This is a genomic window from Lacrimispora brassicae, from assembly GCF_054772055.1.
Map to the genome: position 1 here is coordinate 203,620 of NZ_BRYH01000009.1, position 24,078 is coordinate 227,697.

General features: G+C 38.6%; 30 protein-coding genes. 18 read left to right on the plus strand and 12 right to left on the minus strand.

The features are described 5' to 3' along the window. Positions 1-494: 494 nt before the first annotated feature. The 9 genes from ACYVD3_RS06645 to ACYVD3_RS06685 form a co-directional block, all read right to left on the minus strand. Positions 495-2,057, minus strand: a complete 1,563-nt coding sequence (locus ACYVD3_RS06645) for a phage tail tape measure protein (RefSeq protein WP_460641727.1) — start codon at positions 2,055-2,057, stop codon at positions 495-497. Positions 2,058-2,138: 81 nt separating this feature from the next. After that, a complete protein-coding gene (locus tag ACYVD3_RS06650) occupies positions 2,139-2,414 on the minus strand; it encodes a hypothetical protein (RefSeq protein ID WP_460641728.1) in 276 nt (91 codons plus the stop codon). 171 nt (positions 2,415-2,585) lie between these two features. Continuing rightward, positions 2,586-2,954: a hypothetical protein gene (locus ACYVD3_RS06655; protein WP_460641729.1), complete on the minus strand. Its 369-nt coding sequence runs from the start codon at positions 2,952-2,954 to the stop codon at positions 2,586-2,588. A 57-nt stretch (positions 2,955-3,011) separates the two neighbouring features. Beyond that, a complete protein-coding gene (locus ACYVD3_RS06660; RefSeq protein WP_460641730.1) occupies positions 3,012-3,263 on the minus strand; it encodes a phage holin family protein in 252 nt (83 codons plus the stop codon). Between the two features lie 81 nt (positions 3,264-3,344). Further along, entirely contained in the window at positions 3,345-4,088 is a 744-nt protein-coding gene (locus tag ACYVD3_RS06665) for a hypothetical protein (protein ID WP_460641731.1), read from the minus strand. A gap of 56 nt (positions 4,089-4,144) precedes the next feature. Then, positions 4,145-4,867 (minus strand): hypothetical protein, encoded by a 723-nt coding sequence (locus tag ACYVD3_RS06670; RefSeq protein WP_460641732.1) that lies wholly within the window; start codon positions 4,865-4,867, stop codon positions 4,145-4,147. Between the two features lie 163 nt (positions 4,868-5,030). Continuing rightward, positions 5,031-5,636, minus strand: coding sequence for a hypothetical protein (locus tag ACYVD3_RS06675; RefSeq protein WP_460641733.1), 606 nt, complete (start codon positions 5,634-5,636; stop codon positions 5,031-5,033). 152 nt (positions 5,637-5,788) lie between these two features. Continuing rightward, a complete protein-coding gene (locus tag ACYVD3_RS06680) occupies positions 5,789-8,431 on the minus strand; it encodes an RNA dependent RNA polymerase (RefSeq protein WP_460641734.1) in 2,643 nt (880 codons plus the stop codon). 225 nt (positions 8,432-8,656) lie between these two features. Then, positions 8,657-8,830, minus strand: a complete 174-nt coding sequence (locus ACYVD3_RS06685; RefSeq protein WP_460641735.1) for a hypothetical protein — start codon at positions 8,828-8,830, stop codon at positions 8,657-8,659. Positions 8,831-9,420: 590 nt separating this feature from the next. On the opposite strand from ACYVD3_RS06685, the gene ACYVD3_RS06690 reads away from it, so the two are divergent. Beyond that, positions 9,421-9,846 (plus strand): VOC family protein, encoded by a 426-nt coding sequence (locus ACYVD3_RS06690; RefSeq protein WP_460641736.1) that lies wholly within the window; start codon positions 9,421-9,423, stop codon positions 9,844-9,846. 598 nt (positions 9,847-10,444) lie between these two features. On the opposite strand, the gene ACYVD3_RS06695 is transcribed toward ACYVD3_RS06690, so the two are convergent. After that, positions 10,445-11,077: a manganese efflux pump MntP gene (locus ACYVD3_RS06695; protein WP_460641737.1), complete on the minus strand. Its 633-nt coding sequence runs from the start codon at positions 11,075-11,077 to the stop codon at positions 10,445-10,447. Positions 11,078-11,578: 501 nt separating this feature from the next. On the opposite strand from ACYVD3_RS06695, the gene ACYVD3_RS06700 reads away from it, so the two are divergent. Both ACYVD3_RS06700 and ACYVD3_RS06705 read left to right on the plus strand, forming a co-directional pair. Next, positions 11,579-12,469, plus strand: coding sequence for a hypothetical protein (locus ACYVD3_RS06700; RefSeq protein ID WP_460641738.1), 891 nt, complete (start codon positions 11,579-11,581; stop codon positions 12,467-12,469). Positions 12,470-12,602: 133 nt separating this feature from the next. Continuing rightward, positions 12,603-12,902 (plus strand): hypothetical protein, encoded by a 300-nt coding sequence (locus ACYVD3_RS06705; protein WP_460641739.1) that lies wholly within the window; start codon positions 12,603-12,605, stop codon positions 12,900-12,902. Positions 12,903-13,420: 518 nt separating this feature from the next. On the opposite strand, the gene ACYVD3_RS06710 is transcribed toward ACYVD3_RS06705, so the two are convergent. Together ACYVD3_RS06710 and ACYVD3_RS06715 are read right to left on the minus strand one after the other, a co-directional pair. Next, entirely contained in the window at positions 13,421-14,641 is a 1,221-nt protein-coding gene (locus ACYVD3_RS06710; RefSeq protein ID WP_460641740.1) for a tyrosine-type recombinase/integrase, read from the minus strand. Between the two features lie 206 nt (positions 14,642-14,847). Next, the gene (locus tag ACYVD3_RS06715) at positions 14,848-15,585 is read right to left on the minus strand and encodes a helix-turn-helix domain-containing protein (protein ID WP_460641741.1); all 738 of its coding nucleotides are present in this window, start codon (positions 15,583-15,585) and stop codon (positions 14,848-14,850) included. Positions 15,586-15,738: 153 nt separating this feature from the next. Here ACYVD3_RS06715 and ACYVD3_RS06720 point away from each other — a divergent pair, with 153 nt between their 5' ends. From ACYVD3_RS06720 to ACYVD3_RS06790, 15 genes are all read left to right on the plus strand, one after another. After that, positions 15,739-15,963: a helix-turn-helix domain-containing protein gene (locus tag ACYVD3_RS06720; protein ID WP_460641742.1), complete on the plus strand. Its 225-nt coding sequence runs from the start codon at positions 15,739-15,741 to the stop codon at positions 15,961-15,963. 21 nt (positions 15,964-15,984) lie between these two features. After that, positions 15,985-16,614 (plus strand): BRO-N domain-containing protein, encoded by a 630-nt coding sequence (locus ACYVD3_RS06725; protein ID WP_460641743.1) that lies wholly within the window; start codon positions 15,985-15,987, stop codon positions 16,612-16,614. A gap of 207 nt (positions 16,615-16,821) precedes the next feature. Next, entirely contained in the window at positions 16,822-17,016 is a 195-nt protein-coding gene (locus ACYVD3_RS06730; protein WP_460641744.1) for a hypothetical protein, read from the plus strand. 10 nt (positions 17,017-17,026) lie between these two features. Next, entirely contained in the window at positions 17,027-17,890 is an 864-nt protein-coding gene (locus ACYVD3_RS06735; protein WP_460641745.1) for an antA/AntB antirepressor family protein, read from the plus strand. A gap of 76 nt (positions 17,891-17,966) precedes the next feature. Continuing rightward, entirely contained in the window at positions 17,967-18,194 is a 228-nt protein-coding gene (locus ACYVD3_RS06740) for a hypothetical protein (RefSeq protein ID WP_460641746.1), read from the plus strand. After that, positions 18,178-18,339, plus strand: coding sequence for a hypothetical protein (locus ACYVD3_RS06745; protein WP_460641747.1), 162 nt, complete (start codon positions 18,178-18,180; stop codon positions 18,337-18,339). Before ACYVD3_RS06740 ends, ACYVD3_RS06745 begins: the two co-directional genes overlap by 17 nt. A 13-nt stretch (positions 18,340-18,352) precedes the next feature. Then, positions 18,353-18,532 (plus strand): hypothetical protein, encoded by a 180-nt coding sequence (locus ACYVD3_RS06750; RefSeq protein WP_460641748.1) that lies wholly within the window; start codon positions 18,353-18,355, stop codon positions 18,530-18,532. Between the two features lie 12 nt (positions 18,533-18,544). Next, complete coding sequence (locus ACYVD3_RS06755; RefSeq protein ID WP_460641749.1) at positions 18,545-18,739, plus strand: hypothetical protein; 195 nt, start codon at positions 18,545-18,547, stop codon at positions 18,737-18,739. 562 nt (positions 18,740-19,301) lie between these two features. Beyond that, complete coding sequence (locus ACYVD3_RS06760; RefSeq protein WP_460641750.1) at positions 19,302-20,426, plus strand: hypothetical protein; 1,125 nt, start codon at positions 19,302-19,304, stop codon at positions 20,424-20,426. Beyond that, the gene (locus ACYVD3_RS06765; RefSeq protein ID WP_460641751.1) at positions 20,423-21,214 is read left to right on the plus strand and encodes an ORF6C domain-containing protein; all 792 of its coding nucleotides are present in this window, start codon (positions 20,423-20,425) and stop codon (positions 21,212-21,214) included. The genes ACYVD3_RS06760 and ACYVD3_RS06765 overlap by 4 nt, the downstream gene beginning before the upstream one ends. A gap of 2 nt (positions 21,215-21,216) precedes the next feature. Then, a complete protein-coding gene (locus tag ACYVD3_RS06770; RefSeq protein WP_460641752.1) occupies positions 21,217-21,450 on the plus strand; it encodes a helix-turn-helix domain-containing protein in 234 nt (77 codons plus the stop codon). Positions 21,451-21,570: 120 nt separating this feature from the next. Then, a complete protein-coding gene (locus tag ACYVD3_RS06775; protein WP_460641753.1) occupies positions 21,571-21,900 on the plus strand; it encodes a hypothetical protein in 330 nt (109 codons plus the stop codon). A gap of 75 nt (positions 21,901-21,975) precedes the next feature. Then, on the plus strand, positions 21,976-22,791 hold the full coding sequence (locus ACYVD3_RS06780; protein WP_460641754.1) for a hypothetical protein: 816 nt from the start codon (positions 21,976-21,978) through the stop codon (positions 22,789-22,791). Positions 22,792-22,841: 50 nt separating this feature from the next. Next, the gene (locus tag ACYVD3_RS06785) at positions 22,842-23,654 is read left to right on the plus strand and encodes a hypothetical protein (protein WP_460641755.1); all 813 of its coding nucleotides are present in this window, start codon (positions 22,842-22,844) and stop codon (positions 23,652-23,654) included. Next, positions 23,651-24,028 carry a replicative helicase loader/inhibitor gene (locus ACYVD3_RS06790; RefSeq protein WP_460641756.1) on the plus strand — a complete coding sequence of 126 codons (378 nt, stop codon included), beginning with the start codon at positions 23,651-23,653 and terminating at the stop codon, positions 24,026-24,028. The genes ACYVD3_RS06785 and ACYVD3_RS06790 overlap by 4 nt, the downstream gene beginning before the upstream one ends. The last annotated feature ends 50 nt before the right edge of the window (positions 24,029-24,078 follow it).

The following is a 24,078-nucleotide window of genomic DNA, read 5'->3' on the forward strand; positions in this document are numbered from 1 at the left end:
GGCTTTTTAAATTTAAACATTGAAATATAATGTAAAGTGAAACATTTATATGACATACACTTTGGAACATGCATTAACAGCACAATGAAATATGGCTTTCATGTGCTGTGAGGAGTGGTGCTCTCTGAACACTCCCTATCTTTAATGATTTTATCCCGACATTGCTTGTGCAATTGTTGCCATCGGATTATATATCATGACTATTCGCAGATAGGGCTAGCTGCTTCGTTAGTGATTATACATCTGTCGGGAATTATTTTTTATCCCTAGAAATCTCACTCCGGCGTGTGAACCGTTTGACTTATTTACCTTATTATTCGGTTTCTTCTATTAATAGAAGAGTAGTGAGCCTTACACTTTCAAGCAATTAATCCTCTTTTTATTTATAAACTTTCATCTCATGGAATTGTTTATACCGCCATTATGATATATTCTTCCCCATGATAGGCCAACTTAAATCCCTCGGATATTTAAGTGTAACTCGTGTTTCAGAGTTAACCGTAGTTTTTTACAAATGCTGCTATCCCAGCACTACCTAATAAGGTAGATACGAGACCAAATTTTTGAACTGTTCCATCTAATACGTTATTGAGGGTGGTTCCTGATTCAATGAGAATCTTTAAAAAATTTGAACTAAGAACGGTTTGTGATAATGATTGGAGTGAAACTCCGTATTGTTGTGTTTTTGCCTCTAATGAATCCATCCATCTGGACTGTTCTTCATATGCTGATCCAGATGAATTCAAAGAAACTTCAAGAGCTTTTTGCACTTGACCTGACTGGAATGCCTGAATTACGGCAGATCCTTGGATTCCTCTTTGTTTACCAAAAAGTGTTTCAAGTAAATCCTCTTGTTCCGTTTGTTTCAAAGAATTATAAACTTTTGACACACTTTCAAGAATATCATAATAATCTTTGATTTTTGATGGATCAGCTTTACTCATGATATTAACCTGTCCATTGGTTAAATTAAGAATCTGTGACTGAATTTTATTTACTGACTCAAGCCCTTCCGACTCCTCGCCAAGTTCTTCTAAGGCACTTTTCATGCCCATGATACGCAACTGGCCTACCTTTAAGGCATTACCTAATTCAGCGGCATTTTGAGTGATCTCAGCGCCCCCCGTTAATAATGCTAGAGATTTATTAATATCCGTTCCGCCAAGTGACAAAGCGGAAGCAGAATTTCTGAGTCCATCCCCCAGTGACCCTGCTGTGACGTCAAATTTATCTCCCAGTTTAGTAAAGGAGTCAACAATATTAATAGAGTCTGAGGCTGTAATATTAAACGCCTTCATTGCTGTAACCAGGTCTGATACTGCCTGGTCATCATCTATTTCACCTAAATTTGAATAAATAGAAGAAACTTCAGCAAGCTTACTTGCATCGTTCATTCCATATCCGAGTTTTGACCAGTTTGATGTCTGCCCAATCAAACTGGAAACCGAACGCCCCAATTCCTGTGCTTTGTGGTTGGCATTATCAAGAAAATCTTTATATTTTAGATCTGTTTCGTCTGTCACTTTGCGGAGTTTTGACATTGCAGAATCTACTTCAATAACACTGGAAGCCATTATTTTAAATGAATTTATTACACCCGTGACCACGTCGGATGAAAGCCCCCACTCAATAAGTTTTTTGGCACCTGCTCCAAGGATATCCATTGTACTCTTACCGGTCAATCCCAATGCATGTGCTTCAAGCTGCAAATTCCCAAACTCTTTTTCCAATTTGCTGAAACCCGCTTGATTATCGACTGCACTCAACTTTGCCAGAAGACTATCAAGAGTTGCCCCATATTCTCTCTCCACTGCAGAATTAGCTTTTCTCCAGGCAAGCACCTGATTATTTAAAGAAATCTTATCAATCTCTTTTAAAGTGTTTTTTATTTTAAATAGTTGATTGGCATAACTCTCAGCAGTATTATTTTTTATGTTAACACCAAGTTGTAATTTATATTCATTTTTTATTTCCTTCATAAGCGTGGGTAACTGTTGTTTTTTTAATTTAGTTTCATCAATAATCGTTTGTAGAATTATTGAATATTCGCTCTTCATTAAAATATTGAACTCCTTCCATATAATATTGACATAAAAATGACTACCTTTGAAGGGAAAGGGTGGTAGTGATATTTACGATTATGCCTGTTTGCTTACCTGGTTAAAATATTCTGAGGTCAATTTGGGATCAGCCGTGATCCTGGAGATGTCAGCCATAAGCTTTCTGATGTCCTCCGCACTGAATTCGTCATTGAGATTTTTCATCTGCTCGGTTAGCTTAAGCTGTTCTTCCACTAAAATGTTCTGGTCTTTCAATAACTCATTGAACTGATTCAACAAGAGGAGAGTAAGAACCTTCTTTGCTTCTTTGTATTCTATTTTTTTTACAAAATATTCCCTGATCTTATTTAACATAAATTTCGTTCTCCTTTTATCCGTATCATAAAACTTATAAGAAACTGCCTTTTAATTTCTCATTAAAATGCTTCCTTTGGCACCGCCATCATATTGTGAAAGCAACTTTTTATTTCCATAATATGATTAAAATTGGATAGTGCAATAATAAAAAGCTACTTTTGTGCGATGCTACCACGAAATACCAGGAAGCAACCCCGCCAATGCCGCTGCAATAATCCCAGCAGCAACAATCTTAATTCCCAAATCCCAGATAATATCGACTTTCTTTTTCGCTTCCGAGGCAGGCCGGTGTTCCAATATGGTTACTTTTTCTGTAAGCTGTGTCTGCCCGCATTTCATATCTCTTATATCTTCCTTAATATCAACCATGGATGTGGCAATTTTATCAACGCTGTTTACAATGGTATTAATGATTTTCTGTTCTTCCCGGATTTCTTTAATGTCTTTGTCATGTCCGTCGATCCGCTTTGAATTTGATTGAGAGCGGCTGTCTACTTCCTGTAATTTTACTGCTAAACCTGTATAAATTTCATCCATACCATATAACCCCTCCTTTCCTATATCCATCATCATTTCCACCAGAGTATCGGAACATCAAGTTTTCTCAAGCCACTGTTTAAACATCTGATGCATTCCCGTGCTCCCAAGTCCGCTTATTAAGCCGCTTAAAATAATTTTCGGGGTAAAAGCATGACTCATCCATACGGAAAGAATTACACCGGCCAATCCGCAAATCGTAGGAATATATTTATTATCCACATCTTTTATATACTGTTTTAAAATATATCCAATACAAAGACAAATGCCTAAAACAACAGGCGATGTATAATCATTTAAAAATTCCATAGCATATCCCCCTTGTACCAGTTAAAAAAGCAGCCGGTATATTTCAACCGGCTGTCTTTAAGTACCATTTGGCAAGTTTTCTTATTCGATCTTGCTCCAGGTCATCATGTTGCCTTCTGCGTCGGACATGATATCCCATGTAATTTCAAGAGTAGCCACATTGTCTGAATCCATGTTAAGGGAAACGTTTGACTGAGGCTTGCAGTTTACCAGCTTGAACTGGACAAATTCATCCACCTGATTGGTTCCTCTTAAGTTGGTATCGCCGTAGATATAGTAGCCGCCTGGGAAGGAAGCGTTATCCACGGTAAAGGACTGGGCCGGTGTGTCCACCAGGTAGTAGCAGGCAACATATCCGTCATCAGCAAATGTATTGGTGTTAAGGGTGAGGACTTTTCCGTTGATGGAATAATTGTTTTCAGCGGCAGCATCACCGACTGTCTGCTCTGCAATATTTGTGATCTTATCCTCCGGATCCACCTTATATACTGTTAAGGAACCGGTTTTTGGGGTGCCCACCAAGGTGGCGGTACCGTTGGTTACTTTTAAAACTTCCCTCTTGGCAAATGGAATCTCTCCGTTTGAAATCTCTGTGCCAAAGAGCAGTGCAAGAACTGACATATCAAAGATTTCCAGTGTGGTTTTAAACGTACCTTCCCTGGACTTGTCCCAGCGGACTGCCTTTGTGGTCTTGTTGTAAGCAAATACTGATTCGCTGGTAAATTCCATGGAAGAGGTTTTTGCATAATTACAATAAAGCTTCAGCTTGTTGTCCAGAGAACTAAAAATCTGTAAATTAGCGCAATCTTTTAAACCATATAACATATTAAATACCTTTTTTAACCTTTCTGTTTTGTTTTATTATAAAAAATGATCCGCGATTATTCACGGATCATTAATTGCGGATACCAATGGTTGTCCCCTGAAATTGATTTTCCGTCTCCGGAAACAAGACATATTTTCAAGTTATCATCGTAGGATTTCATACTGAGAATTGCTTTGTAACAATTCATAATTCTCCACAGGGTCCAATTCATGATTTCTGATATTTGAATATGATATTTTCCTGCAAATTCGCAGATATTAATGATGTCGAACAGGTGTAATTCGTTTTTTTTGTTATGACGTTTTCTGCCTTCCTGCATCTTTTCCCAAATATCTTTTTGCCGGTCAGACATATTTTCCGGCGTTTTTTCAACTTCAACTTTTTTATTGGCATTGATCTTAAGGACGATATCTGCTAATTCATCGAAGTTGTTTTTATCTATAATAAATGAATGTTTACCTGTTGTTTCTTCAAATACCAGTTCCAGATATTTGTCATGCAGTAAGATATCCTTTGGATTTGCTAAAATTGCTAGAGAATATACCAAACAAGATGCAAACTCTTTGTTTTTTATAAGTACGTCTTCCAATAAATTCAGAGGATCGTTTCCTTCAGACCCCTTAAAACAATCCGTGGTGAGAGTGTAGGGCATCATGATTTGGTTGTATGTGTTTACACCGATCTCTTTTATTTCCCTCAGCGTTGGCTGATGAATTTTAATATCTTTGAATGGAATGTCATCTCCTGTGATCAGGTCCAGATAAATATCATGATTCATTGTTCAGAAACCTTGTTTTTCCTTTCTTCCAGTATTTTCAGATAGGGAGGCGGGCGCCCGTACCGGTACATATTCTCTATCCATGTTAGGAAAATTACAGTTTCCAAATGTGGCTTCAAAAAATCCAGTAAATACAAGGGGTTCCGGAGATTTTTTGAATTTTCTATTTTTCGATTTTTTTGATTCTGTTATCCAGATCCCATCGGCTTTTGTTATTAGAGGTATGGGTTTTTGAACAAAGGATACAGTATTTTTTGCTGTTGCTGGTTTTCCTGGTCAGTATTTTGCAGTCAGCGCATTTAATGTAGGATTCCCCCTTATACGCCCTCCACTGGTAACCAAGCTTCCTGAAATCGCTGATAAATAATTGATTGGCGCTGTCATCATCAACAAATAAGGCCCGAATGCTTAAATTGTCCACCTTTTCCGCATACTCAATAAGTTCAAGCTCCCTTAATTGATGAAACCGGATCCCCTTATCAAAGGCAGTGGTAGTAATACAGGCCAGTTTGTATATTTCGCTGTCTTCATGATTGACCCAGCTATTATTATTGGGATTTCTGAAGTTTCTGAATTTTGCAAGGCACAGAAGAGTAAAAGCCAGCCTTTCCAGTACTTTGCTGCAAAGCTTCTCAATGGTTTTTATTTCATTTTCCGTAATCCATATCCCCGGACACTGGCATAAGGGATATTTTTCTGCTCTATTTGCATATGTTTCTATGTATGAGGTCCAGTCAACGGGATTGTATCTGGGATAGTGCTTCTCCATAAAGGCATTCAGTTCGTTTATGATCCGCTGTTTCCCGTAATCCAGCTCATAATGACAGTATCTGGATAATATGCTTAAGAACGTATGGTATTGATTGGCTTCAATTTTTCCCGAAGCAAGTATGCTTTCTACATATTCTTTTTCATTTAAAATTATAATAACTCCTCATCCTCTCTATATCTCTTTTTACACATTACAAATTCCTCACCGGAAAACTCAAATTCTCCATGTTCATCAACTCTCACAGGATAGTTGATGATAAAGCTGTTATTTTTAAGAAGGTTTTCTATGATTGTCCCTCCGCACATATCCCATGCAAACTTCTTGGATTTTGGATTTGAATAACACATATCAATGATGATATCGCATAATTCCTTTTGATCCGGACATATTTTTTCACAAAGCTGTTTAAATTCCAGCAGTAGGATAGCCCTGTTGGCGTTGACTTCTTCCTTATCCAATCGCTGTTTTTTTGCCTGCTGCTGATAGGCTCGTACATAATCATCGTACTCTGATTTGATTTTCTCTACTTCTTTATAATCCTGTCTGCCGTATCCCACATTTGACTTTAAGATAGAATAATCAAAGGTTTTTTGAATGGTGCATTGCTTGGGATAATCCTTAAAGGTATCTTCAAATAATTTGCAGATGCGGTTTACTGTACATGGCTGATTTCCCACAGGCATAAGCTTATGATAATATTCCATGAATTCTTGTTCCGGAATTGTCTTATGGGGTTTTACTATCAGATCCGCCAGAGTCATCTTAAACAGCCGGATGCATTTGTTGCCTGCATCCTTTACGTACTTATGATATTGGGTCATTAAATCAGGATAAACATATCTCATGAAATATGGCTTTTTATCAGCGACGATCCTTAAGCATAGTTCCTTGAATTCTTTTTCCTTGTCAGTGGATTCAGGAAGTTTATTGCAGGCGGCCTTGTCATACCAGTACCTTGGCATAGGCTTTGCAAGGATTCCCTTTGCCTTATCAATGGAATTTTGCTGATAATGCTGTCCGCACATAATGCGGTAATTCAATGCTTTAAATTCCTCAGTATCTTTTTCAAACGTGGACTGCAGTTCGATCATGGAGGTGATTCTGTTGGTGGTGGAGCCTATTTCGTCTCCAAAAGCCAGCTTATTGGCCTGTACTATATCCGACTCTGTTGGAATGATCTTTTCAGCTTTGCGCTGCATGCACTGGATCGTAGGAGAGTTAAGGGTATTTTCCAGGATTATTTCATCGTCTGTAGTAAAAAATGCGTCGCTGTCCTTATCTGCACCATTAAGGGCATCACAGGTGGTATCCCAGGAATTGAGAATGATTCCTGTGGTAATGTATTGATACCAGAAATCCATTTCTTCATTGTGAACCACCTTTCGCTTTCGGATGTTGTTGTGGCAGGTCATGGGCGCACGAAAACAGGCGAGTTCCTCAGAATCTTTATGGATCCAGTATTTATGATAGACTTCCCCTGGCTTTAACAACCCTGTGACAGGCAGTCCCAATATGGACTGGGCAAGGGAATAGGGATCACCGGAAACAATGGCAAAGTTTCCTTTTAAAAGGATGGAGCCCTTGGCAGCCATTTCAATACGTTTTTTTATCATTCCATGTATTTTTTTAATAACAAACGGATCGTCAAGCATTCGTTTATCAATCATAAGAGCCTTAATAAAATCATTTTCAATGAAATCCACGTTATCTTCATTTAGATACATTCCCTTTAAAAACACAATGGTTTTTCTCCAGTCACCCCCCATTGCACCGGTTATTTCGTCTATGGTAGGTTTGCAGAGCCGGTATAATTCTTCCTCTGTGAAATCATAGGTCTGCAAAAACTGGTAATTTGAATTTCTTACATTTTCCAGCTTATGAGGGGTGGTTTTAGTCACAGAAAATTGATACTGGTTCTCTTGTGAACATTGGATAAAATGCTCCAGACTGTCATAGGAATCCCATAGCTTAACCATTGAGGTGGTGAGAATAACATCATAGTTTCTGATATCTTTCTGCTGGCCCCATGCATCCTTTACCATGTAAGTACCATGATTGATTCGTCTGGCAAACTCCACAAAATCAAAAGTGAACAGCATCCCCTTTGTCCAGGCATATCTGGTGTTGATGCCGGAGATGGTCTGGTTTTTGTATTCTTCTCCGTATAAATCCCGGTTTACGATTCTGGAATACTCCGGTGACATAAGGCCATATCCGTCGGAATCGCAATATTCTATTTCATAGTCCTTTTCATAGGTAAGTTCCGGTTCTCCGTCATTTTCATCGTTTATCCGTATGACATCCTCGTTGAATCTTACTGTGCAGTCCTTTACAATTAGTATTTTGGGCATTGTCACCGGAACAGAACCGCTGCATATAAGAGCCTGGTAGGCTTCTAACTTAGCGGGAACTATTTTTTTTGTCTTGTCCCTGCCGTTGTCCATGCGTTTTTTAATTTCTTCAAACACATTGCTGCCAACATACGTAATTGTTGATTTTTTAATGCCTCCGTTTGTACCAAGAAGCCTGTGGTAGGAATAACCGTTGATCTTAAAACCGGCATTTGCCTTATCGTAATCCCTGCCGCTGTTCATGATCATACAAAAATAATCTTTTTGATATTGGAGAGAGAAGAGTTTATCGTACAGCTTTGCAATTTTATCTTTATTTTCCCTGTTTTTCGGCTCTTTTTTAATCCGCCTTAATTCGGCTTTGATATTTTTCACTTCCCCATCCAAATCGTGGATTCCGTTTAATTGGCATATCCAGCGGAGAATCTGGCTGTCATTCACAGCGACTATATCCTTTTTATTCTGCATGGCAGACTGGAGAGGAAGATTTAGATTCCACTTTGACTGATGGAACCTTTTGCTGGATAATTTATATATGAATTTATGGCATGATTGTTGTTTAACTATTTTGGTTCACCTCTCATCCTTCGATTATAAAATATACGGATATTTTGATACCCGGACATGTTGTATTGCTATTATGGTTGATATATTGTTATGTTTTGCTTAAGGTTTCTTTTGCTTTTTCGCCATATGCTCGTTATGTGTGTAGTGAGGGATTCTGCATCTTCTTGTCTTTTCTGTGCAGAAATCTTCTACGGTGATTTCACCGGCATATTCCCTGTGAAATTCTTCTCTGGACGGGATATGAGATATGTGGTTTAGTTTCATATCTGTCATTTAATGGTGTCACCTCCTTTGGTCTTAAAAATGGTATTTATAGTATCAATTGTTTTCAGCCCTATGATTGGTAAAGTATGCTGCCATTATATGGTTATTATATTAATATGTCAAGAGGCATTCTGAAATTTCTGCGATTTCGTTTCTGAATGGACGATCTTTGCAGGAGAAAGTTAAAAAGACAGGCAGGCGGAACCGTTCCTGCATTGGCATAAGGACCATAAGATAAGAGGGTGTGGGGCGAGAGAGAGGTTTATGAAGAAATTGCGGCCCCGTAGCCGGGGAGGAGGATGTGCCGCTCGAAAGAAGGAAGGCACTTGTGTGTGGCCGCCTCCATTTCTTTACTCTTTTTTTATTGATTTGATAGACGGAAATCTTCCTATAAGTTCTCATAAATGTTTATAGCACTCCACAAGAATGGCTTAAAATCAAGGTTTTCTGCGTAGACGTTATAATTGCCGGACGTTAGGAGGATTGTGTAGATTGACTTTTTTGACTTTTTGAAATACACTTAAAGGCAGATTACTTTTGTGAGGATATAGTAAATAGCAAAAATGGTGTCATGATTAATATTAGGAGGTTTTAGTGTGATGGATGATGAACTGAAAATCAAAATGTACTCATTTACAGTGGATTGCATAGACCCTTATGAATTGGCAAAATTCTATGCGAAGTTGCTCAAGTGGGAAATACCGTTTCATGATGAAAAATGGGCATGTGTAGGCGCGCCGGGAACGGATCAGGGAGCTTATCCGGGTATAACGTTTCAACGGAATCCTGAGTATAAACCGCCTGTATGGCCGCAAGAGCCTGAAACTCAACAGCAAATGGCGCATATGGACTTTGCCGTTAATAATTTGGAAGAAGCAGTTCAATATGCAATCCATTGCGGAGCAACAATCGCAGATGAGCAATTTTCTGATGATTGGAGAGTTATGCTTGACCCCGCTGGACACCCTTTTTGCTTATGCCAAATGAAATCAATTTTCGGGAGTGCTCATTTTGCATTGTTATAAAAAGTCACGATATTCCTGTATATACGGGGGTGATGGATGTCTTACCTATATTGGTATTACAACATAATTAACGCTATTAGGCCATTCACCAAAAGCCAATAGTATAAGCGTTTATAGTCAGAAAAAAAGTGTGTGAACAAGAGAATAACCGATATTGACAGTGTCACATGTCTCTGTTTGCCGGGGAATCAAGAGGGTGAAAGCAGCAAATGCTTTCACCCTCTTTGAATGGGGCGTGTGTCACCTGACAGAACCGTTTCCAAGAAGCATGGTTATGCGGCTTTGCTGGCACAGAAACACCAAAGGCAGGGCTTTATATTCATAGCCTTAAAAATACGTTCTACTGCGTGACAAACTGAACCAGAAAAATCTATCCTTTCATCCCTTGATTCTTTCGCATCTCGTTATATCTTCTTATCACTTTTACAAGTCCGCGGATAATGTGGGCACGAATCGGGCACTATTCCTCGCTTTTTGTTGCCTGTCCGCAAATCGGTTCCAAGCCAAAAGCATAGTGTCCGTGCAGGTTTGCGCCAATTCGCATATAATCACTTGCAACCAAAACCCCACTGTTTTTTATAGAGGATTTGAGATAACATTATAAGTTTATAATCTCCAAATGCTCAAGCAGAATTTTAATCCCCATCAATACAAGGATAATACCTCCGGCAAGTTCAGCTTTTGATTTGAACCTTGCACCGAATACATTGCCGATTTTCACACCAATTATAGCCAATGCAAATGTAGTAACCCCAATAAATGAAACCGCTGGCACAATTTTGACTTGAAGAAAAGCAAACGATATGCCTATGGCCAATGCATCAATGCTTGTGGCAATGGAAAGCGGTAACATTTTTGAGGGCTTTAAGGAGACTTCCTCTGTATTCGGGCGTTTTCCTTCCGGACATTCTCTGTCAGTACATGTTTCATTTGGACATTCTCTGTCCGGACACCCTTCTTTTTTGAAGCTTCCTATGACCATATTTCCGCCGATGAAAGTAAGCAGAATAAAGGCAATCCAGTGGTCAAAACCGATAATATCATCTGAAAATTGAGAGCCTGCAAGATACCCAATCAGCGGCATGATTGCCTGAAAACCTCCAAAGTACAGGCCCACAATAAGAGATTTTTTATAGCTGGCCTTTTTCATAGAAAGCCCCATACAGACGGCAACAGCAAAGGCATCCATCGACAAGCCAATGGCAATCAGAAATAGTTCAAGTAAACTCATTTTATAGCCTCCAATTATTCAAGAAGTTTTAAATGAAAAAACTCAGGTAAAACTCTTACGAGCATACCTGAGCTTTATAAAAATAAAGACCATGTATAACCGTAACAGTTATACATGAGTCTCGTTTTTTAAGACAAGCCAGACCGCTTGGTCAGTATGTTGACTTGTCACGCATTTAAGCGCTAACTACTCCCTCACGAGTAATTTCAATTGTTTTTGATTATAGCATGGAAAAGCTATAATGTCAAAGCAAATCCTCATAGCAAATCCCCATAGCCTAACCTTAGCCTATCCTTAATCGTAATCTGGTGTAAATCAGGTGATTGGCTTTTCGTATGTTTCCGAAGCTATGAAGCTGCTGATCACAGCAGGAAGGGTACAGGCGGCGAAGAAACGTGCCGCCAAAGGTCTGATTACATAAAAATATAATAACCATATTGACATGCGGTTAATCTTGTGTTAAAGTAAAAACAAATCCCAATGAGGCAACCGGAGGTCAGTATGGATCATCAGAAATTAATGGAACTCTGTAAGGAAAACGGCATCGACATACAAAAAAAAATATTTGCAGAAATAGCAGATAAAGATTTTTTGCTGATGACAGAAGAAGACTGGCTGAGAGTATTTGTCAATTTAGGATTTGACAATCAACAGACCATAAACATCAGACGTGCAGCTATCAGCAAGCTGTACCATTTTTGCATTTCAAAAGGTCTTACTGATTACAATCCATTGGATTCCATAAAGCTGACCAGCAAAAATATCCTCAATGCAGTAGCCAATAATGTTTATATCACCCCGGCGGAGCTGGAACAGGGAATCAACAAGCTTAAAAACAGAGAAGTAGGCGCCTGCATTATCCGCATACTGTATGAAGGCGTAAATGAAACACAGGATTTATACAATGTGAAATTTAAGGATGTTGATCTGGAAAACCGGCAGATCCATATGCCGGAATTTACTATAAACATGTCAGATGATCTACACAAATCTGTGGTAACCTATAATGAAACCTGGAAAATGGGCAGGTTCCAGCTAATAAACGCATATGATGGAAGCTTTATTAAAGTAATCAGCTACAAAACCTCTGTGGATTATTACAGCAATTTCATTAATATGTCTTCCCGTTTTATAAGTGGAGCGGGTTTTAAAAAGATCCATCTTTACGGGTCCGGATTTATTAATTTTCTGTATAGGAAGTGCGGATCCATTGATAAGATGGACGAATTGTTCTATGCTGATGATAAGGTCAGAGGGCTGATCAGCAATTTGTGTGAAGAAATAGAAGAATATGGGAAAGAATATGGTTTGAACCTGGAAGGTAAGTATATCAGATTCCGGTATAAAAGCTATTATGAAAGCTTTAAGTTTAAAATGCAAAAAACCGATTAAATCGGTTTTTTTAACAAATAAATATAATAATATAATAACCATAACAGAAAGTATGTTCCTACAGGACTTGACTATTTGACGGGATAATGGTATATTATAAAACAGAACATACGTTCGATTTGGGAGGGGAGTAATGAATAAAGAATCAATGGAGTCCATAATTATGGGAAGCCAAGGCTGTAAAATGATCATTAATATATTTACCTGGAAGGGAGGAGAAGGGGTTAATTGCCGTTTAGCCATCAGACAAGCAGAAGTAGTCCGGCAGGATTATGGAATCGGCTTGGAAATAAGGGACAAATTAAATCCCAATGCCTTAGTAAAAATCGGATACTCAAAGCTGATGAGTGTAAAAGCCATGGAATTAGAGGATTTTATAATTACGTACATATACAGCACACTGCACATTGAATTGGCAATTAAAAAGAAATGAATGATTAAATAATAACTGTAAAAGAAATTTGCTTTTTAATGGCATGTTCAGAACATTTTATATAGAGCAAATCCATGTTATCACCGCAAGGTGTTTCTATAGATTGTAATTTTCCCTCCTGCTCCCCTTGATTTTGCATCAATTCAAGAATTTGTACATTTATATGAAATTTTGCAAATGTATATGGTGGATTCCAGGTTGTAAAGTAAAGAGATCAGTTTATGAGCAGGAGGGAAACAGGATGATTTCATATGAGAAAATATCTGATTCAGCCAGGGTGGCTGGATCAGTGCCCTAAAGTCCTGTTGGAAAAAGAAAAGAGTCTGAAAATCATTGGTTTTCAACGACTTTCAGACTCTTCTTTATTGAAATTCATTTAGCAGGGGAAGAGGGGCTCGAACCCCCATTTACGGTTTTGGAGTTATAAAATTATCAACGGTTTTTAAGCGGTTTTATTATGTGGCATTAGGTTTTATAAGCATTTATTGAGTTGTTCATATTGTGCCGTTTGGTCTCGTTTAGTCCGTTTTTGCACCGCAAGTCCGTTTTTTGTCCGTCTTATTCCTATAAAGTAAATTTGCAATGTTATCACTTGCTTTTTTATCACTATCCTTTAGAACGTGACTATACATGTTCTGTGTGGTACTGACTTGATCATGTCCTAGACGTTTAGATATAGTGATTGGATTCTCTCCCAGTTCGTATAAAATGCTTGCATGGGTATGTCTGAATTTATGAGGGTGAATTGGTGGAAGATTGTATTTATCCTGTATATGATACAGGTATGTATTTAGCGAATCTGGATACATGGGGAGTCCATTATCCTGAGTAAAGCAAAAATTCGTATCATTCCACTGATCCCCCATAGATAATTTCCATCTAAGCTGTTCTTTGCGATATATCTTTAATAAGTTCACAATTTCTGGAGCAATGTTAATAATTCTTTTTTTACCTGTTTTGGGAGTGTCACAATAGAGCCCTTTGTCCGGAGTATATAAAAGGTTGTTTTCTATATTGATTTGATTATTGCTAAAGTCAATGGAGGACCATTTAAGCCCCATGATTTCCCCTCGTCTAGCTCCGGTGTCGATTAAAAGGAATACAATAGCTTGCCATTTTAGCGATTCCTCATGTAATGCTTTACGAATCCTAATTACATCATCAATTTCAAAAAAGTCAGCTTCATGTTTAGGCTGTTTAGGCGGCGTGGCTCCATCTGCAGGATTGAAATGAATAATGCCTTCCTTTACTGCTTGCGCCAGGATAGCATGTATTAATCGGTGGTGGTGTATAATAGATTGAGGTGACAATCCTTTTCCAGTCCTTTTATTCTGCCCAGATTCCCCCATCTTTAAGTATAATTGATTCAAGTCCGCACTGGACAGCTTGGTAACAGCTACATGACCAATCTCAGGCGTTATTCGTTTTAGAAGCTGTCTATAACGAAAAACGGTTTTATGTTTATTATCTCGCTCTTTTAAAGTCATTACATAATCGGAATATTCGGCAAAGGTTTTTTTGTCGCTGGCAACGTAACCGGCTTTACAATCATTTTCGAATTGAGCAGCTACCTTATTCAATTCTTTTTGAACGGTTTTTTCTTTCCAATCCTTTGGGACTTTCCAATTCATAGAATAGGGTTTTAATTTTTTTCCTGAGGCGTCTCGTCCCCGGAAGACTTCTATTTGATACGAGACTATTTCTCCCTGTTTATTTTTTCGTGCTGTTATACTTGCCATGGTATCTTTCCTTTCTTTATGTAGCATCCGAACACCTGTTTCAGGGTTCACTAAGTAAGGAAAAGATGATATACTAAGTGTGATGTTTGGGTGTATATCGTCTTCCCTTGTGGTTGATAAGTTACATCTATTTGAAAGCTCTGGGAGTTCGCAGCTCCTGGGGCTTTTTTACTGAACTGCAATTTATATATCTGTGATGATTTTATTTAAATATCTTTAGTATATTTATCAATCTGAGCCAATTCTCCTACTCGTTTTTCTGCTTCTTGTTTCCCTAATGCATTCAATTTATTGTAAAACCATAATATTATGGGAATATCAACCTCTTCGTATTGATTGTGATATTTTTCATCTTCTTGAACACCATATTTATTAACAAGCTTAGGATATAGTTCTGGATCAAGTTCATCTAATGCTTTTTTTGTACTGGCAAGCCCAATATCTTTTTTACAATACGTTTCAAAATCTTCAAGGCCTAAACTTAAGTTATTCTTCCATAGATAAGTCATGTAATCATATTTCAGATAATCGTCATAAGCATCTATTCTTTCAGCAAGATTTATATCATGTTTTCTAAAACGAATAACACTTTCGTTACGCAATTTGTTGAGTTTTTCATAAGGAATTATATTTCCATACTCTCTTGTAGCAGTTAAATAATTTTGATGAAATTCATTATGTTCGCATATGGCCGATTGACTTAGAGGATTGTAATTAAAGTTACATATCGGACAATTAATAAATTCAACTTTTCCTAGTAAAAAATCTATGCTTATATTAAAATAATCGGCGATAAGCTCTAAGGTTTCAAAATTTGGTTGACGTTCACCTCGCTCATACATATTAAGTGCACTTTTTGAAATTCCCATAGAATCAGCCAACGATTGCTGGGACATTTCACTTTGATCTCTCAATGAGCGCAAAACACTTGCAAAATCAGACATTAGGTCACCCCTTTCAATTTTATACTCTTATTATACACGAAACGTGTGAAAAGTAAAGTAGAAAAACACAAAACGTGCTTGACATTTGAATAGTGGTAATGTAGTATAAGAATAAGCACGAAACGTGCTTTAAAACGAAAGGAGTGATAAATATTGAATAATGAGGCCATAGCCAGAACTTTAATTGGATTACGAAATGGTAAGAGCCGAGAAAGTGTTGCAAAGGCATGTGAAATAAGTGTATCAGCTCTTGCCATGTACGAACAGGGCGAAAGAATACCACGTGATGATATAAAGGTCAGGTTAGCGAATTATTATAACTGTTCCGTAAATCATATTTTTTTTGCTCACGAAGAGCACGAAAAGTGCTCAAAATAAAATATTAAAGAAGGAGGCTAAATGAAAACCGAGATCTGGAACGGATACCCCATTCGCTTTGTGATAAAGGACGGTGAATGGTGGGCGGTTGCTAAAGATGTGGCGGTAGCGCTGGGATATCAGCTTACAACTAACATGACGAGAACATTAGATAAAAAAGATAAGGGTATGCATAAAGTGAATACCCTTGGAGGTGTACAGGAATTACTTGTGGTTTCTGAATTTGGAATTTACGATGCTGTATTTGGCAGTCATAAGAAAGAGGCGAAAGAATTTAAGCGCTGGGTATTTAATGCTCTGAAGAATCTTAGGCAATCAGTTGGTCTTGAAGGTTTCCAAGTATTTCGTATGTTGGACAAGGACCATCAGAAAGAAGCAATGGCGAAACTGAAAAGAGGATTGAAAAAGGCCGGGAAGCCGGACTATATAAAATCAAATGTCATTGCCAATAAAGCTGTTTCCATAAAATACGGTTGCCTGAAGATGGTTAAAAAAGCCGATATGACACCAGAAATGCTGGTGGACCGCCAAGAATTGCTTGACAGCACGGTGGAGCTGATGGGAATCAAGGAAAAGTACAATCTCAACCTTTCTGTGAGTGAAGAGGTTTATAAATTAGCTTCTGAGAAGAAATCAGATCAGACAGCTTAGTGCCGCTCAACCACAACATAATTGTGGTTGTCTCTGTAAAGGTTGGGGAAAATTAGTTACCAACTACTTCGAAATCTTCGAATAAGTTCTTATGAGATCCATACGTTCGCCTGTAATGGCGAACCCTATGTATTGCACTAGCCAGAAAAATCTGGTGAGTGTATCTTTCCCCAGTATTGGGGAATTGGCAGGAAAGGAGTTGAAGAGATGAAATATACAATCGAAATGAGCTATTCCGTAGGTATTACGGTCAATGATATCGTGGCAGATTCGGAAGTTGAAGCTGTTGAAATTGCGAAGCGCAGAGTTGATCAAGGTGTTATTTTTGTGGAGGCAAATGATATTGATTGCGGCCCACTAAAATTTAAAGATGTAACTTTTTGTGAGTTTGGGAATGAATAGTGGAGGACGCATGAACGATTTAACTGAAAAGAGAGCTATGGACACTTCAAAATTAACCCCTATTGAAATTGCTCTGGGGATTGATGAGAAGGGAATGACAACGGCTAAGAAGCTGTATGAGTTTTTAGAACTGGATAAAAGCAACTATTCTAAATGGTGCAGGAGAAACATTCATGAAAATGAGTTTGCGGAAGAAAACGTTGATTATTGGGCGTTCGTACTGAATGACGAACGGGAATTTAATCCCAATCCCACACAGGATTTCCGATTGACCGCTAAATTTGCAAAGAAGCTTTCCATGACACAAAAGAATCAAAAAGGCGAAGACGCAAGGGAGTATTTCACAAAGGTGGAAGACAAGTTAAAAGAGACGGTGATTAACCGGAGTGGTCTATCGCCGGAACTTCAGATGTTCATGCAAATGGGCGAAGCCATGGCAAATCAGGAACTGGAGCAGAAAAGGCAGGCCAAGGAACAGGAACGGCAGGCCATTGAACTCAATGAGGTAAAGGAAAACCAGAAAACGATAGCACAGGCACTAGGCGGGGAGATTCAGGGAAACTTCCGGCCATGGGTAAACCGGTCCTTGTCGGCCATAGCAGAGAGTGAGAACTATCAGTACATAGGCAGCCGGGAAAAAAGGTACCGGGCGGTCCGGACCGAAAGCTATGAACGCCTTTCAGCGAAGCGGCCCTGCAGGTTAAACCAGAGAGTTATAAATGAGCGGGATAGGGCCATGGAGGCCGGGGCCAGCCAGGAAAAGATAAAGGCGATCAATAAACTTTCCATTATCGAAAGTGATAAGGACTTAAAGCCGGTCTATGAATCTGTTATCCGGGAAATGCTGGTGTTCTATTGTGTAGAGGTAAAGTGAAGCCGCTGACAACCATTTGGTTGCTACGTGCCCGCTTGTGGGCATGGGAAATAAAAACAAAAGGAGAGTATGCATCATGAAATATAAAAGAGAAGTAAAAGAGGCGGTTAAACTTGGCCGGAATGCAAATGTGGAAGAAATGTTGTTCTGCAAGAATATGGCAGATGCCTATGGCTGTAAGCCTTTGAGCAATGATAAAAATAATTTCAATGCTTTCTTAAGCGCAATTTACCACTATGGCAAGATTCAGGGTGTTCGCCAAGAACGTGCAAAGAGGAGGGCGAGGCATGGCAAGACAATTTGAGCAGGTAGATGATTTTGAGGACGATAGCCGGCCGCCAATGGTTGACTGGGTGGAAGGGTTGCTACAGGGCATATTTGCTTCGGCTGGTGTGGGAATGGTGGCGTACATAGGCTTTATGGCCATGACCGCAACTATGAAATTGTGAGAGGAAGAAAGATATGAAATTGAAATCAGGGGATATGGTTGTGTACATGGCTGATGTGCATCAAGAATATATAGGCCAAAAGGCTGTTGCAATGGAGTTTGATTTACACGTAGGACAGGTGAATTTAAAGTTTGCCGATGGAAATCTACTGTGGGTATTTTGGGATGAAATCATTGTACCAGCAACTATGTGAAAGGAGTTTACCATGACGGACGAGTATAAGATAGCCCAAATCGTCTTAAATAAGATTGATGAAAAAGGACCAATAAATGTGAACTGGAATCAAGAAGGTTGGTGGACCAGAATTATTGTATCTGCTCTTAGAGAGGCTGGGATAGGAAAAAAGGCAATGATAAATACAGAAACCCCAGGAGCAGCAACTCCCAGGGAATCAAAGTGATAGCAAATAATTTTACAACCATAGTATATCCGGTATGTTACAGAAAATCAAGATAAAAGGAGAATTTACAAATGAGGAAAATTCAGTTTAGCAATGTCCAGGAAAAATGTATGTGTTGTGGAAAGGTATTTTCTTCCAATTTTCAGGGAACAAATTGCACCTGCCCGGCCCATGGTTACCTGTTTGCAGTAGGGACATATTATTATCCGGCAGTATGCGTAAGATAATGCCTGATATGAAAATTGGCCAGAAAGGCAGTTTATAAAATTTTTATATTTAAAAAATTTACTCAGGTAAATACCTATTTAGTTGATTTGCATTTGTTACACTCCTTTCCCCTTTAAGTTATCATGCTTTCCTAAGGAGATAGCTTACTTGTGTAACGCTCTATTCCTGGTATAAGGGAAGAGGTAAGGTAAATCGTGATTTAACGGAGTAAGTCCTGATTTGGAGCGGCCTCGGAGGTATTTACAGCCTGGAATTTAGGTGATATCATACCCTCCACAAGGCCTTGGGAACAGAAATTCGATTTAAAATTTAATGGAAAAGGACGGTCAGTTTTATGGATTTAGAGAGTAAAGAACTTTTGTTAAATGCCATCAAAGATGGTAGCCGAGTGCAAGATCCGATTATGAGTGTTGAAAAACTTCTTGCTTATGTTGGTGCAGAAAAGTATGCTCCGGCTTGTTGTAACAGGATTAGATTTGCTGGTTTAGTTGATGAAGCTCATATTATGCATACCAGCCCATCAGAGAAGAATTTACATATGGATCTTCAGGGGTTCAAAAAGTGTCGTGAGATTTTAAATGGATACATGGAACCTGCAATGTATCAGGAAATTTTAGAATATTTTGAAAGTACTGATAACGTGACCAGATCACTTAACAACTTTCTGTTTCATTTACGGAACAGCAGCAAAAAAGATTTACGCAAGATGTACCGGGAGGCTTCTGAAACAGAGGCTCTAAAAGGTAAGTGTTGTTCTCCAGATATTATTTTTGAAGAATTAAAAAGCCGGCGATTATTCCGTAAAGAGTATTTAGAGATTAAGTTAATTCTTAAAACTTGCTTTGCATCCATTTGGCACTATCATCAATTTAAAGTACTTCCTACGCTTGTTAGAGAGGCATTGAACCTTTCAAAGTTAAAAGTATGGCAGTATGATGGAGGACCGTATTTCTGGGCGCTATTCCGTTTTCAGATGAAGCACCGGAAATATAAAAATCCCAAGAAGTTGGGAAGAGATGACTTGAAACGGTATGTATTCCTGGGGGTAAAGGCATTCGGCAAGGAATGTCTTAAGAATCGGGATCATTCAAAGATAAAGTCAATGGAAAGAATAAACTGGCTTTACGAAAGAAGCCATTCCATTATGACTGCAATAGGTCTTCTTACTCCCAGGGAATTGATTCAGATGTTCCCTGTCAAAAAGGATTATGGCGGTGAGAAAGGTGGCTATAAGGATTATTTCTGGGTAATGGAGAAATTAGGTAAATTACCTCCGGACAAGCCTATTGGATCAGCGCAGGATGCTGCAGATATTTTGTGGAACTATGTAAATCAGGATACGGAATGTTTCTTTTTTACATGGATGGACAGCATTGATGATCTGAAAACTTATTGTAATAATAATGAGCCTTTTAAGGCTTTCTATAGCAGACGTAAAAAGGAGGTAGCTTCTGTATGAGTAATTTAACAATATTTAGTTCTGATGTAATTCCGGTATATACAACTGATAAGGGAGAAAAGGTTGTGTATGGGAGAGTGTTGCAAGAAAAGTTGAAAATTAAAGGTGATTATACCAGTTGGATAAAAGAAATGATTGGATATGGATTTGAGAACCGAAAGGATTTTGTTGATTTCTGGCAAAATGATAGCGTCATGATTTTTGAGGACGCTCATTTTAAATCATCACAACAGGCATCTGCCTTGGGATACTCAAAGAATCATCTGTTAAAGTTGGATATAGCGAAACATATTGCTATGATTCAAAGAACGCCTGAAGGAAAAAGCATTCGCCAGAAACTTATAGATCTGGAAAAAGAGCCAGTAAAAAAACTGACCAATGAGCAGATCATGAGAATTCAGCTTGGAATGATGGACGAGCAGGGCGAAAGGCTGGAAGGTGTGGAGCAAAGGGTAGATAAACTGGAAACCTCAATGACAGTAGACTATGAGCAACAACAACGGCTTAAAGAGTTGGCCAAGACCGTAGTTATTATTGCGGTAGGAGGTAAAAAGGCCCGGGCATATACATATCAGTATCCTCAGCGTGATGAAAATGATAAACCGCCTAAAATGTATGGAATGGTTATTTCAAGGCTTTGGCATGACTACCAGGACTATTTTGAGGTCAATTCCTACAGAAATACTCCCAAAGTCAAATATGAGGAAGCTCTTAAATATATCAACGCATGGCAGCCGCCAACCAATATGCAGTTGGATATCGGCAAGATTAATAGGGGGGAGATGTAGCTATGACAGTGCCAAGAATGAGGACAGTCCAGCAGTGTGCCGCTTTCTTCAAGGAACAGGACCCCGGGTGCTGTATAGGGGAATGGTGTATCCGGCAGTTGGTAAATCAGGGGAAGATTCCGGTATGCCGTTCTGGCAGAAGAATTTTAATTAATCTTGATATGCTGATTGAGTATTATGCAACAGGAGAAGCCGATCAGGCTTCAGATCCTGCTACTGTAACAAGAATTCACTAAAAAACAAGCCCCAAAGGAAGTTGACGCTTCCCAGGGGCAAACACAGCCTGAGCCGTGAAAATCAAAGGTTTAATACACAATAGCACGATTCCGGCGAAAAATCAAAGGAGGATTTAGGAAATGGGAGTAAAAAAAGGTGTTTTAGATGCAAGAGAAATTGTAAAAATCAAGCCTAAATATGATATGTCTTGCAATCAGGCAATATACATTGTGGAGCAGTATGGCGGAACCATTGAATCAATAGCCTTTGCATTTCAGTTTGGCTATTCACGGGGGTTTAAAGCCGCTAATTCTGCTGTCAATAATGAGGGGAAAGAAAGTAACAATCAAAGCTCTATTTCTGAAACAATTATCAAAAAAATCAATGCTGCAGACGATGATAAACTCCGTAACCTTGCCTTGTTTATCGACGTGTTTTTGGAAGATAAAAAGCCTGCCAAGAGCATATAATAGACAAGTTAAATAGGCCATAAATAAAGTGGTTGCTATGCATAAAGGTAGTAACCACAGAAAGGAAACGCCGGTATGTATTGCGTCATTCAGGAAATCAAGACCAGAAGAATGCAAAAGAATGGGGCTCCTAAGCGGATAGAATCTTATTATACCGAAAGTAATCTCATACCAAATTATTACGGATATTATTATAGCACGGAACGATTTGAAAGACCGATTAAGAAAGCCTACCGTATTAGTATTCATGAGAGCTACCGGGAAAATGGAATGGTCAAGAAGAATCAGTACGGGATATGTACTGTAAATTATTATGATCTGGCTGATGATATATTTACCCTTTATGATTGGGGAGATTCAAAGATTAATATTGCTGCAGATTCATTAGGGTGTTCCCCGGAATTTTTATATGACCTGATTAAAAAGAAACTGGCTCCTTTGCACGAACGCATTCAAAATGAGTTTGCCCAAACAGAGGAGTTTAGGGTCCACCAGGAACATGAGCGTATAACCACTTTATATGCCATTGGAAAGACTGAATTCAATGCTAAGTATGAAACAGTAGGCTCCAATGAGTATGACCAGTGTTATGACGTTTTTGGCGTGTTACAGAGCCCTAAGAGGCTTAAGGAGATAGAAGCAGAGTACATAGCAAAGAAGAAATATGAGGAACAAGCGCAGCAAAATTACCGTAGTTACTACGAAGATTTTTACAGTAACTACAGGGAAAGTCGTCCTGCATCGGGACATCATGAGGATGTGGACAAGGCCATGTTAAAACAGTTTTACCGGACTCTTTCTAAGGCCTATCATCCGGATAGCAACCCCGGGAAAGATACCTCGGAAGAAATGAAACTTTTGAACCAGATTAAAGCGGAATGGGGACTATAGTTATTATAAAAATATTTGTAGTAACTACGCTTAGAAAGGAGGCTTAAGGCATGAATGAAGGAAATTATATAAAAATCAACCGTAGCATATTGGACTGGGAATGGTATAAAGACCAAAATACAAAAGATTTGTTTCTTCACATGCTCATTAAAGCCAATTGGAAAGAGGGTAAATTTCAAGGAACAACGGTTCCGCGGGGATCTTTCATATCGTCAATTAGTAAGCTGTCCACGGAAATAAATCTCTCAGAACGCCAAATAAGAACTGCAATTTCTCACTTAAAAACGACAGGCGAAGTGACAAGCAGAACGACAAACAAATTTACCGTATTTACGGTACTTAACTATGATTTGTATCAGGCAAACGACAAGCAAAATGACAGTCAAGCGACAAGCGAGCGACAAGCAGATGACAAGCAACCGACAACAATAGAAGAAGTAAAGAAAGAAAAAAAGGAAATAAGGGAAAAAGAAAAGAAAGAAAAAGATAGTACAGTATTTGACAATACTGTTCGTAGCACTGACGTGCAACAAGTCATTGATGCATGGAACTCTTTACCTGGATTGAGTAGGATAAAAAAGATTGTTTCAGGTACCGATCGTTACAAATGGTTGAAAGTCCGGATCAGAGATTACGGCCTTGATGAAGTCTTAAGAGCCATTGAAAATGTTCGGAACAACCCTTTTCTTCTGGGGCAAGGTAAAAAAGGCTGGGTAATAACTTTTGACTGGTTTATAAGACCGAACAATTTCCCCAAGGTCTTAGATGGCAATTACAATGACAAAACCGAAACGAAAAATGAAACCGAATCAAATTTTAAAGGTTTTTTCACTGAAGACGATGGTGAGGTGTGGCAAAGATGACAAAAAAAGAATTTGCTGAGATTGCAATAATGTTAAAGAATGCTTATAAACAAAAGAATTTCATGTCGACGGAAGATGAATGGAAGGTCTGGTATGACTGCCTTAAGGACCGGCAATTCTTTTGCTTGAAAGAGGCAGCCATGCAGTGGGTACAGCACAATAGATTTCCTCCTACAATTGCGGAGCTTTTGGAATTATATAATAAAATTATACTAAAGGCTGAAAGTTCAGGAGGATTGGATAGATTTTCTCTTTTGACCGATGAATTTCGTGAGGAGCTTGAAAATCAAGGAGTGATAGTTGGACAGTCTTTATCTCTTGGGAATGCCACTGATAAGCAGATTAAGCGCTTACAAGATGCTGGTGTTTTATGATTTAACAACAAGTACTGAACGATAATTGTCTTGAAGTTGGCAAATAAAAC

Bases quoted from the DNA above. Each gene is read 5' to 3' on its own strand.
- ACYVD3_RS06750 (WP_460641748.1), top strand. From the start codon at position 18,353: ATGAAATTGAAATCAGGGGATATGGTTGTGTACATGGCTGATGTGCAT.
- ACYVD3_RS06655 (WP_460641729.1), bottom strand. From the start codon at position 2,954: ATGGATGAAATTTATACAGGTTTAGCAGTAAAATTACAGGAAGTAGAC.
- ACYVD3_RS06760 (WP_460641750.1), top strand. From the start codon at position 19,302: ATGGATTTAGAGAGTAAAGAACTTTTGTTAAATGCCATCAAAGATGGT.
- ACYVD3_RS06665 (WP_460641731.1), bottom strand. From the start codon at position 4,088: ATGTTATATGGTTTAAAAGATTGCGCTAATTTACAGATTTTTAGTTCT.
- ACYVD3_RS06710 (WP_460641740.1), bottom strand. From the start codon at position 14,641: ATGGCAAGTATAACAGCACGAAAAAATAAACAGGGAGAAATAGTCTCG.
- ACYVD3_RS06670 (WP_460641732.1), bottom strand. From the start codon at position 4,867: ATGAATCATGATATTTATCTGGACCTGATCACAGGAGATGACATTCCA.
- ACYVD3_RS06675 (WP_460641733.1), bottom strand. From the start codon at position 5,636: ATGGAGAAGCACTATCCCAGATACAATCCCGTTGACTGGACCTCATAC.
- ACYVD3_RS06715 (WP_460641741.1), bottom strand. From the start codon at position 15,585: ATGTCTGATTTTGCAAGTGTTTTGCGCTCATTGAGAGATCAAAGTGAA.
- ACYVD3_RS06690 (WP_460641736.1), top strand. From the start codon at position 9,421: ATGGATGATGAACTGAAAATCAAAATGTACTCATTTACAGTGGATTGC.
- ACYVD3_RS06745 (WP_460641747.1), top strand. From the start codon at position 18,178: ATGGCAAGACAATTTGAGCAGGTAGATGATTTTGAGGACGATAGCCGG.
- ACYVD3_RS06785 (WP_460641755.1), top strand. From the start codon at position 22,842: ATGAATGAAGGAAATTATATAAAAATCAACCGTAGCATATTGGACTGG.
- ACYVD3_RS06735 (WP_460641745.1), top strand. From the start codon at position 17,027: ATGAACGATTTAACTGAAAAGAGAGCTATGGACACTTCAAAATTAACC.
- ACYVD3_RS06770 (WP_460641752.1), top strand. From the start codon at position 21,217: ATGACAGTGCCAAGAATGAGGACAGTCCAGCAGTGTGCCGCTTTCTTC.
- ACYVD3_RS06775 (WP_460641753.1), top strand. From the start codon at position 21,571: ATGGGAGTAAAAAAAGGTGTTTTAGATGCAAGAGAAATTGTAAAAATC.
- ACYVD3_RS06725 (WP_460641743.1), top strand. From the start codon at position 15,985: ATGAAAACCGAGATCTGGAACGGATACCCCATTCGCTTTGTGATAAAG.
- ACYVD3_RS06660 (WP_460641730.1), bottom strand. From the start codon at position 3,263: ATGGAATTTTTAAATGATTATACATCGCCTGTTGTTTTAGGCATTTGT.
- ACYVD3_RS06765 (WP_460641751.1), top strand. From the start codon at position 20,423: ATGAGTAATTTAACAATATTTAGTTCTGATGTAATTCCGGTATATACA.
- ACYVD3_RS06780 (WP_460641754.1), top strand. From the start codon at position 21,976: ATGTATTGCGTCATTCAGGAAATCAAGACCAGAAGAATGCAAAAGAAT.
- ACYVD3_RS06645 (WP_460641727.1), bottom strand. From the start codon at position 2,057: ATGAAGAGCGAATATTCAATAATTCTACAAACGATTATTGATGAAACT.
- ACYVD3_RS06790 (WP_460641756.1), top strand. From the start codon at position 23,651: ATGACAAAAAAAGAATTTGCTGAGATTGCAATAATGTTAAAGAATGCT.
- ACYVD3_RS06730 (WP_460641744.1), top strand. From the start codon at position 16,822: ATGAAATATACAATCGAAATGAGCTATTCCGTAGGTATTACGGTCAAT.
- ACYVD3_RS06705 (WP_460641739.1), top strand. From the start codon at position 12,603: ATGAATAAAGAATCAATGGAGTCCATAATTATGGGAAGCCAAGGCTGT.
- ACYVD3_RS06740 (WP_460641746.1), top strand. From the start codon at position 17,967: ATGAAATATAAAAGAGAAGTAAAAGAGGCGGTTAAACTTGGCCGGAAT.
- ACYVD3_RS06695 (WP_460641737.1), bottom strand. From the start codon at position 11,077: ATGAGTTTACTTGAACTATTTCTGATTGCCATTGGCTTGTCGATGGAT.
- ACYVD3_RS06755 (WP_460641749.1), top strand. From the start codon at position 18,545: ATGACGGACGAGTATAAGATAGCCCAAATCGTCTTAAATAAGATTGAT.
- ACYVD3_RS06650 (WP_460641728.1), bottom strand. From the start codon at position 2,414: ATGTTAAATAAGATCAGGGAATATTTTGTAAAAAAAATAGAATACAAA.
- ACYVD3_RS06685 (WP_460641735.1), bottom strand. From the start codon at position 8,830: ATGACAGATATGAAACTAAACCACATATCTCATATCCCGTCCAGAGAA.
- ACYVD3_RS06700 (WP_460641738.1), top strand. From the start codon at position 11,579: ATGGATCATCAGAAATTAATGGAACTCTGTAAGGAAAACGGCATCGAC.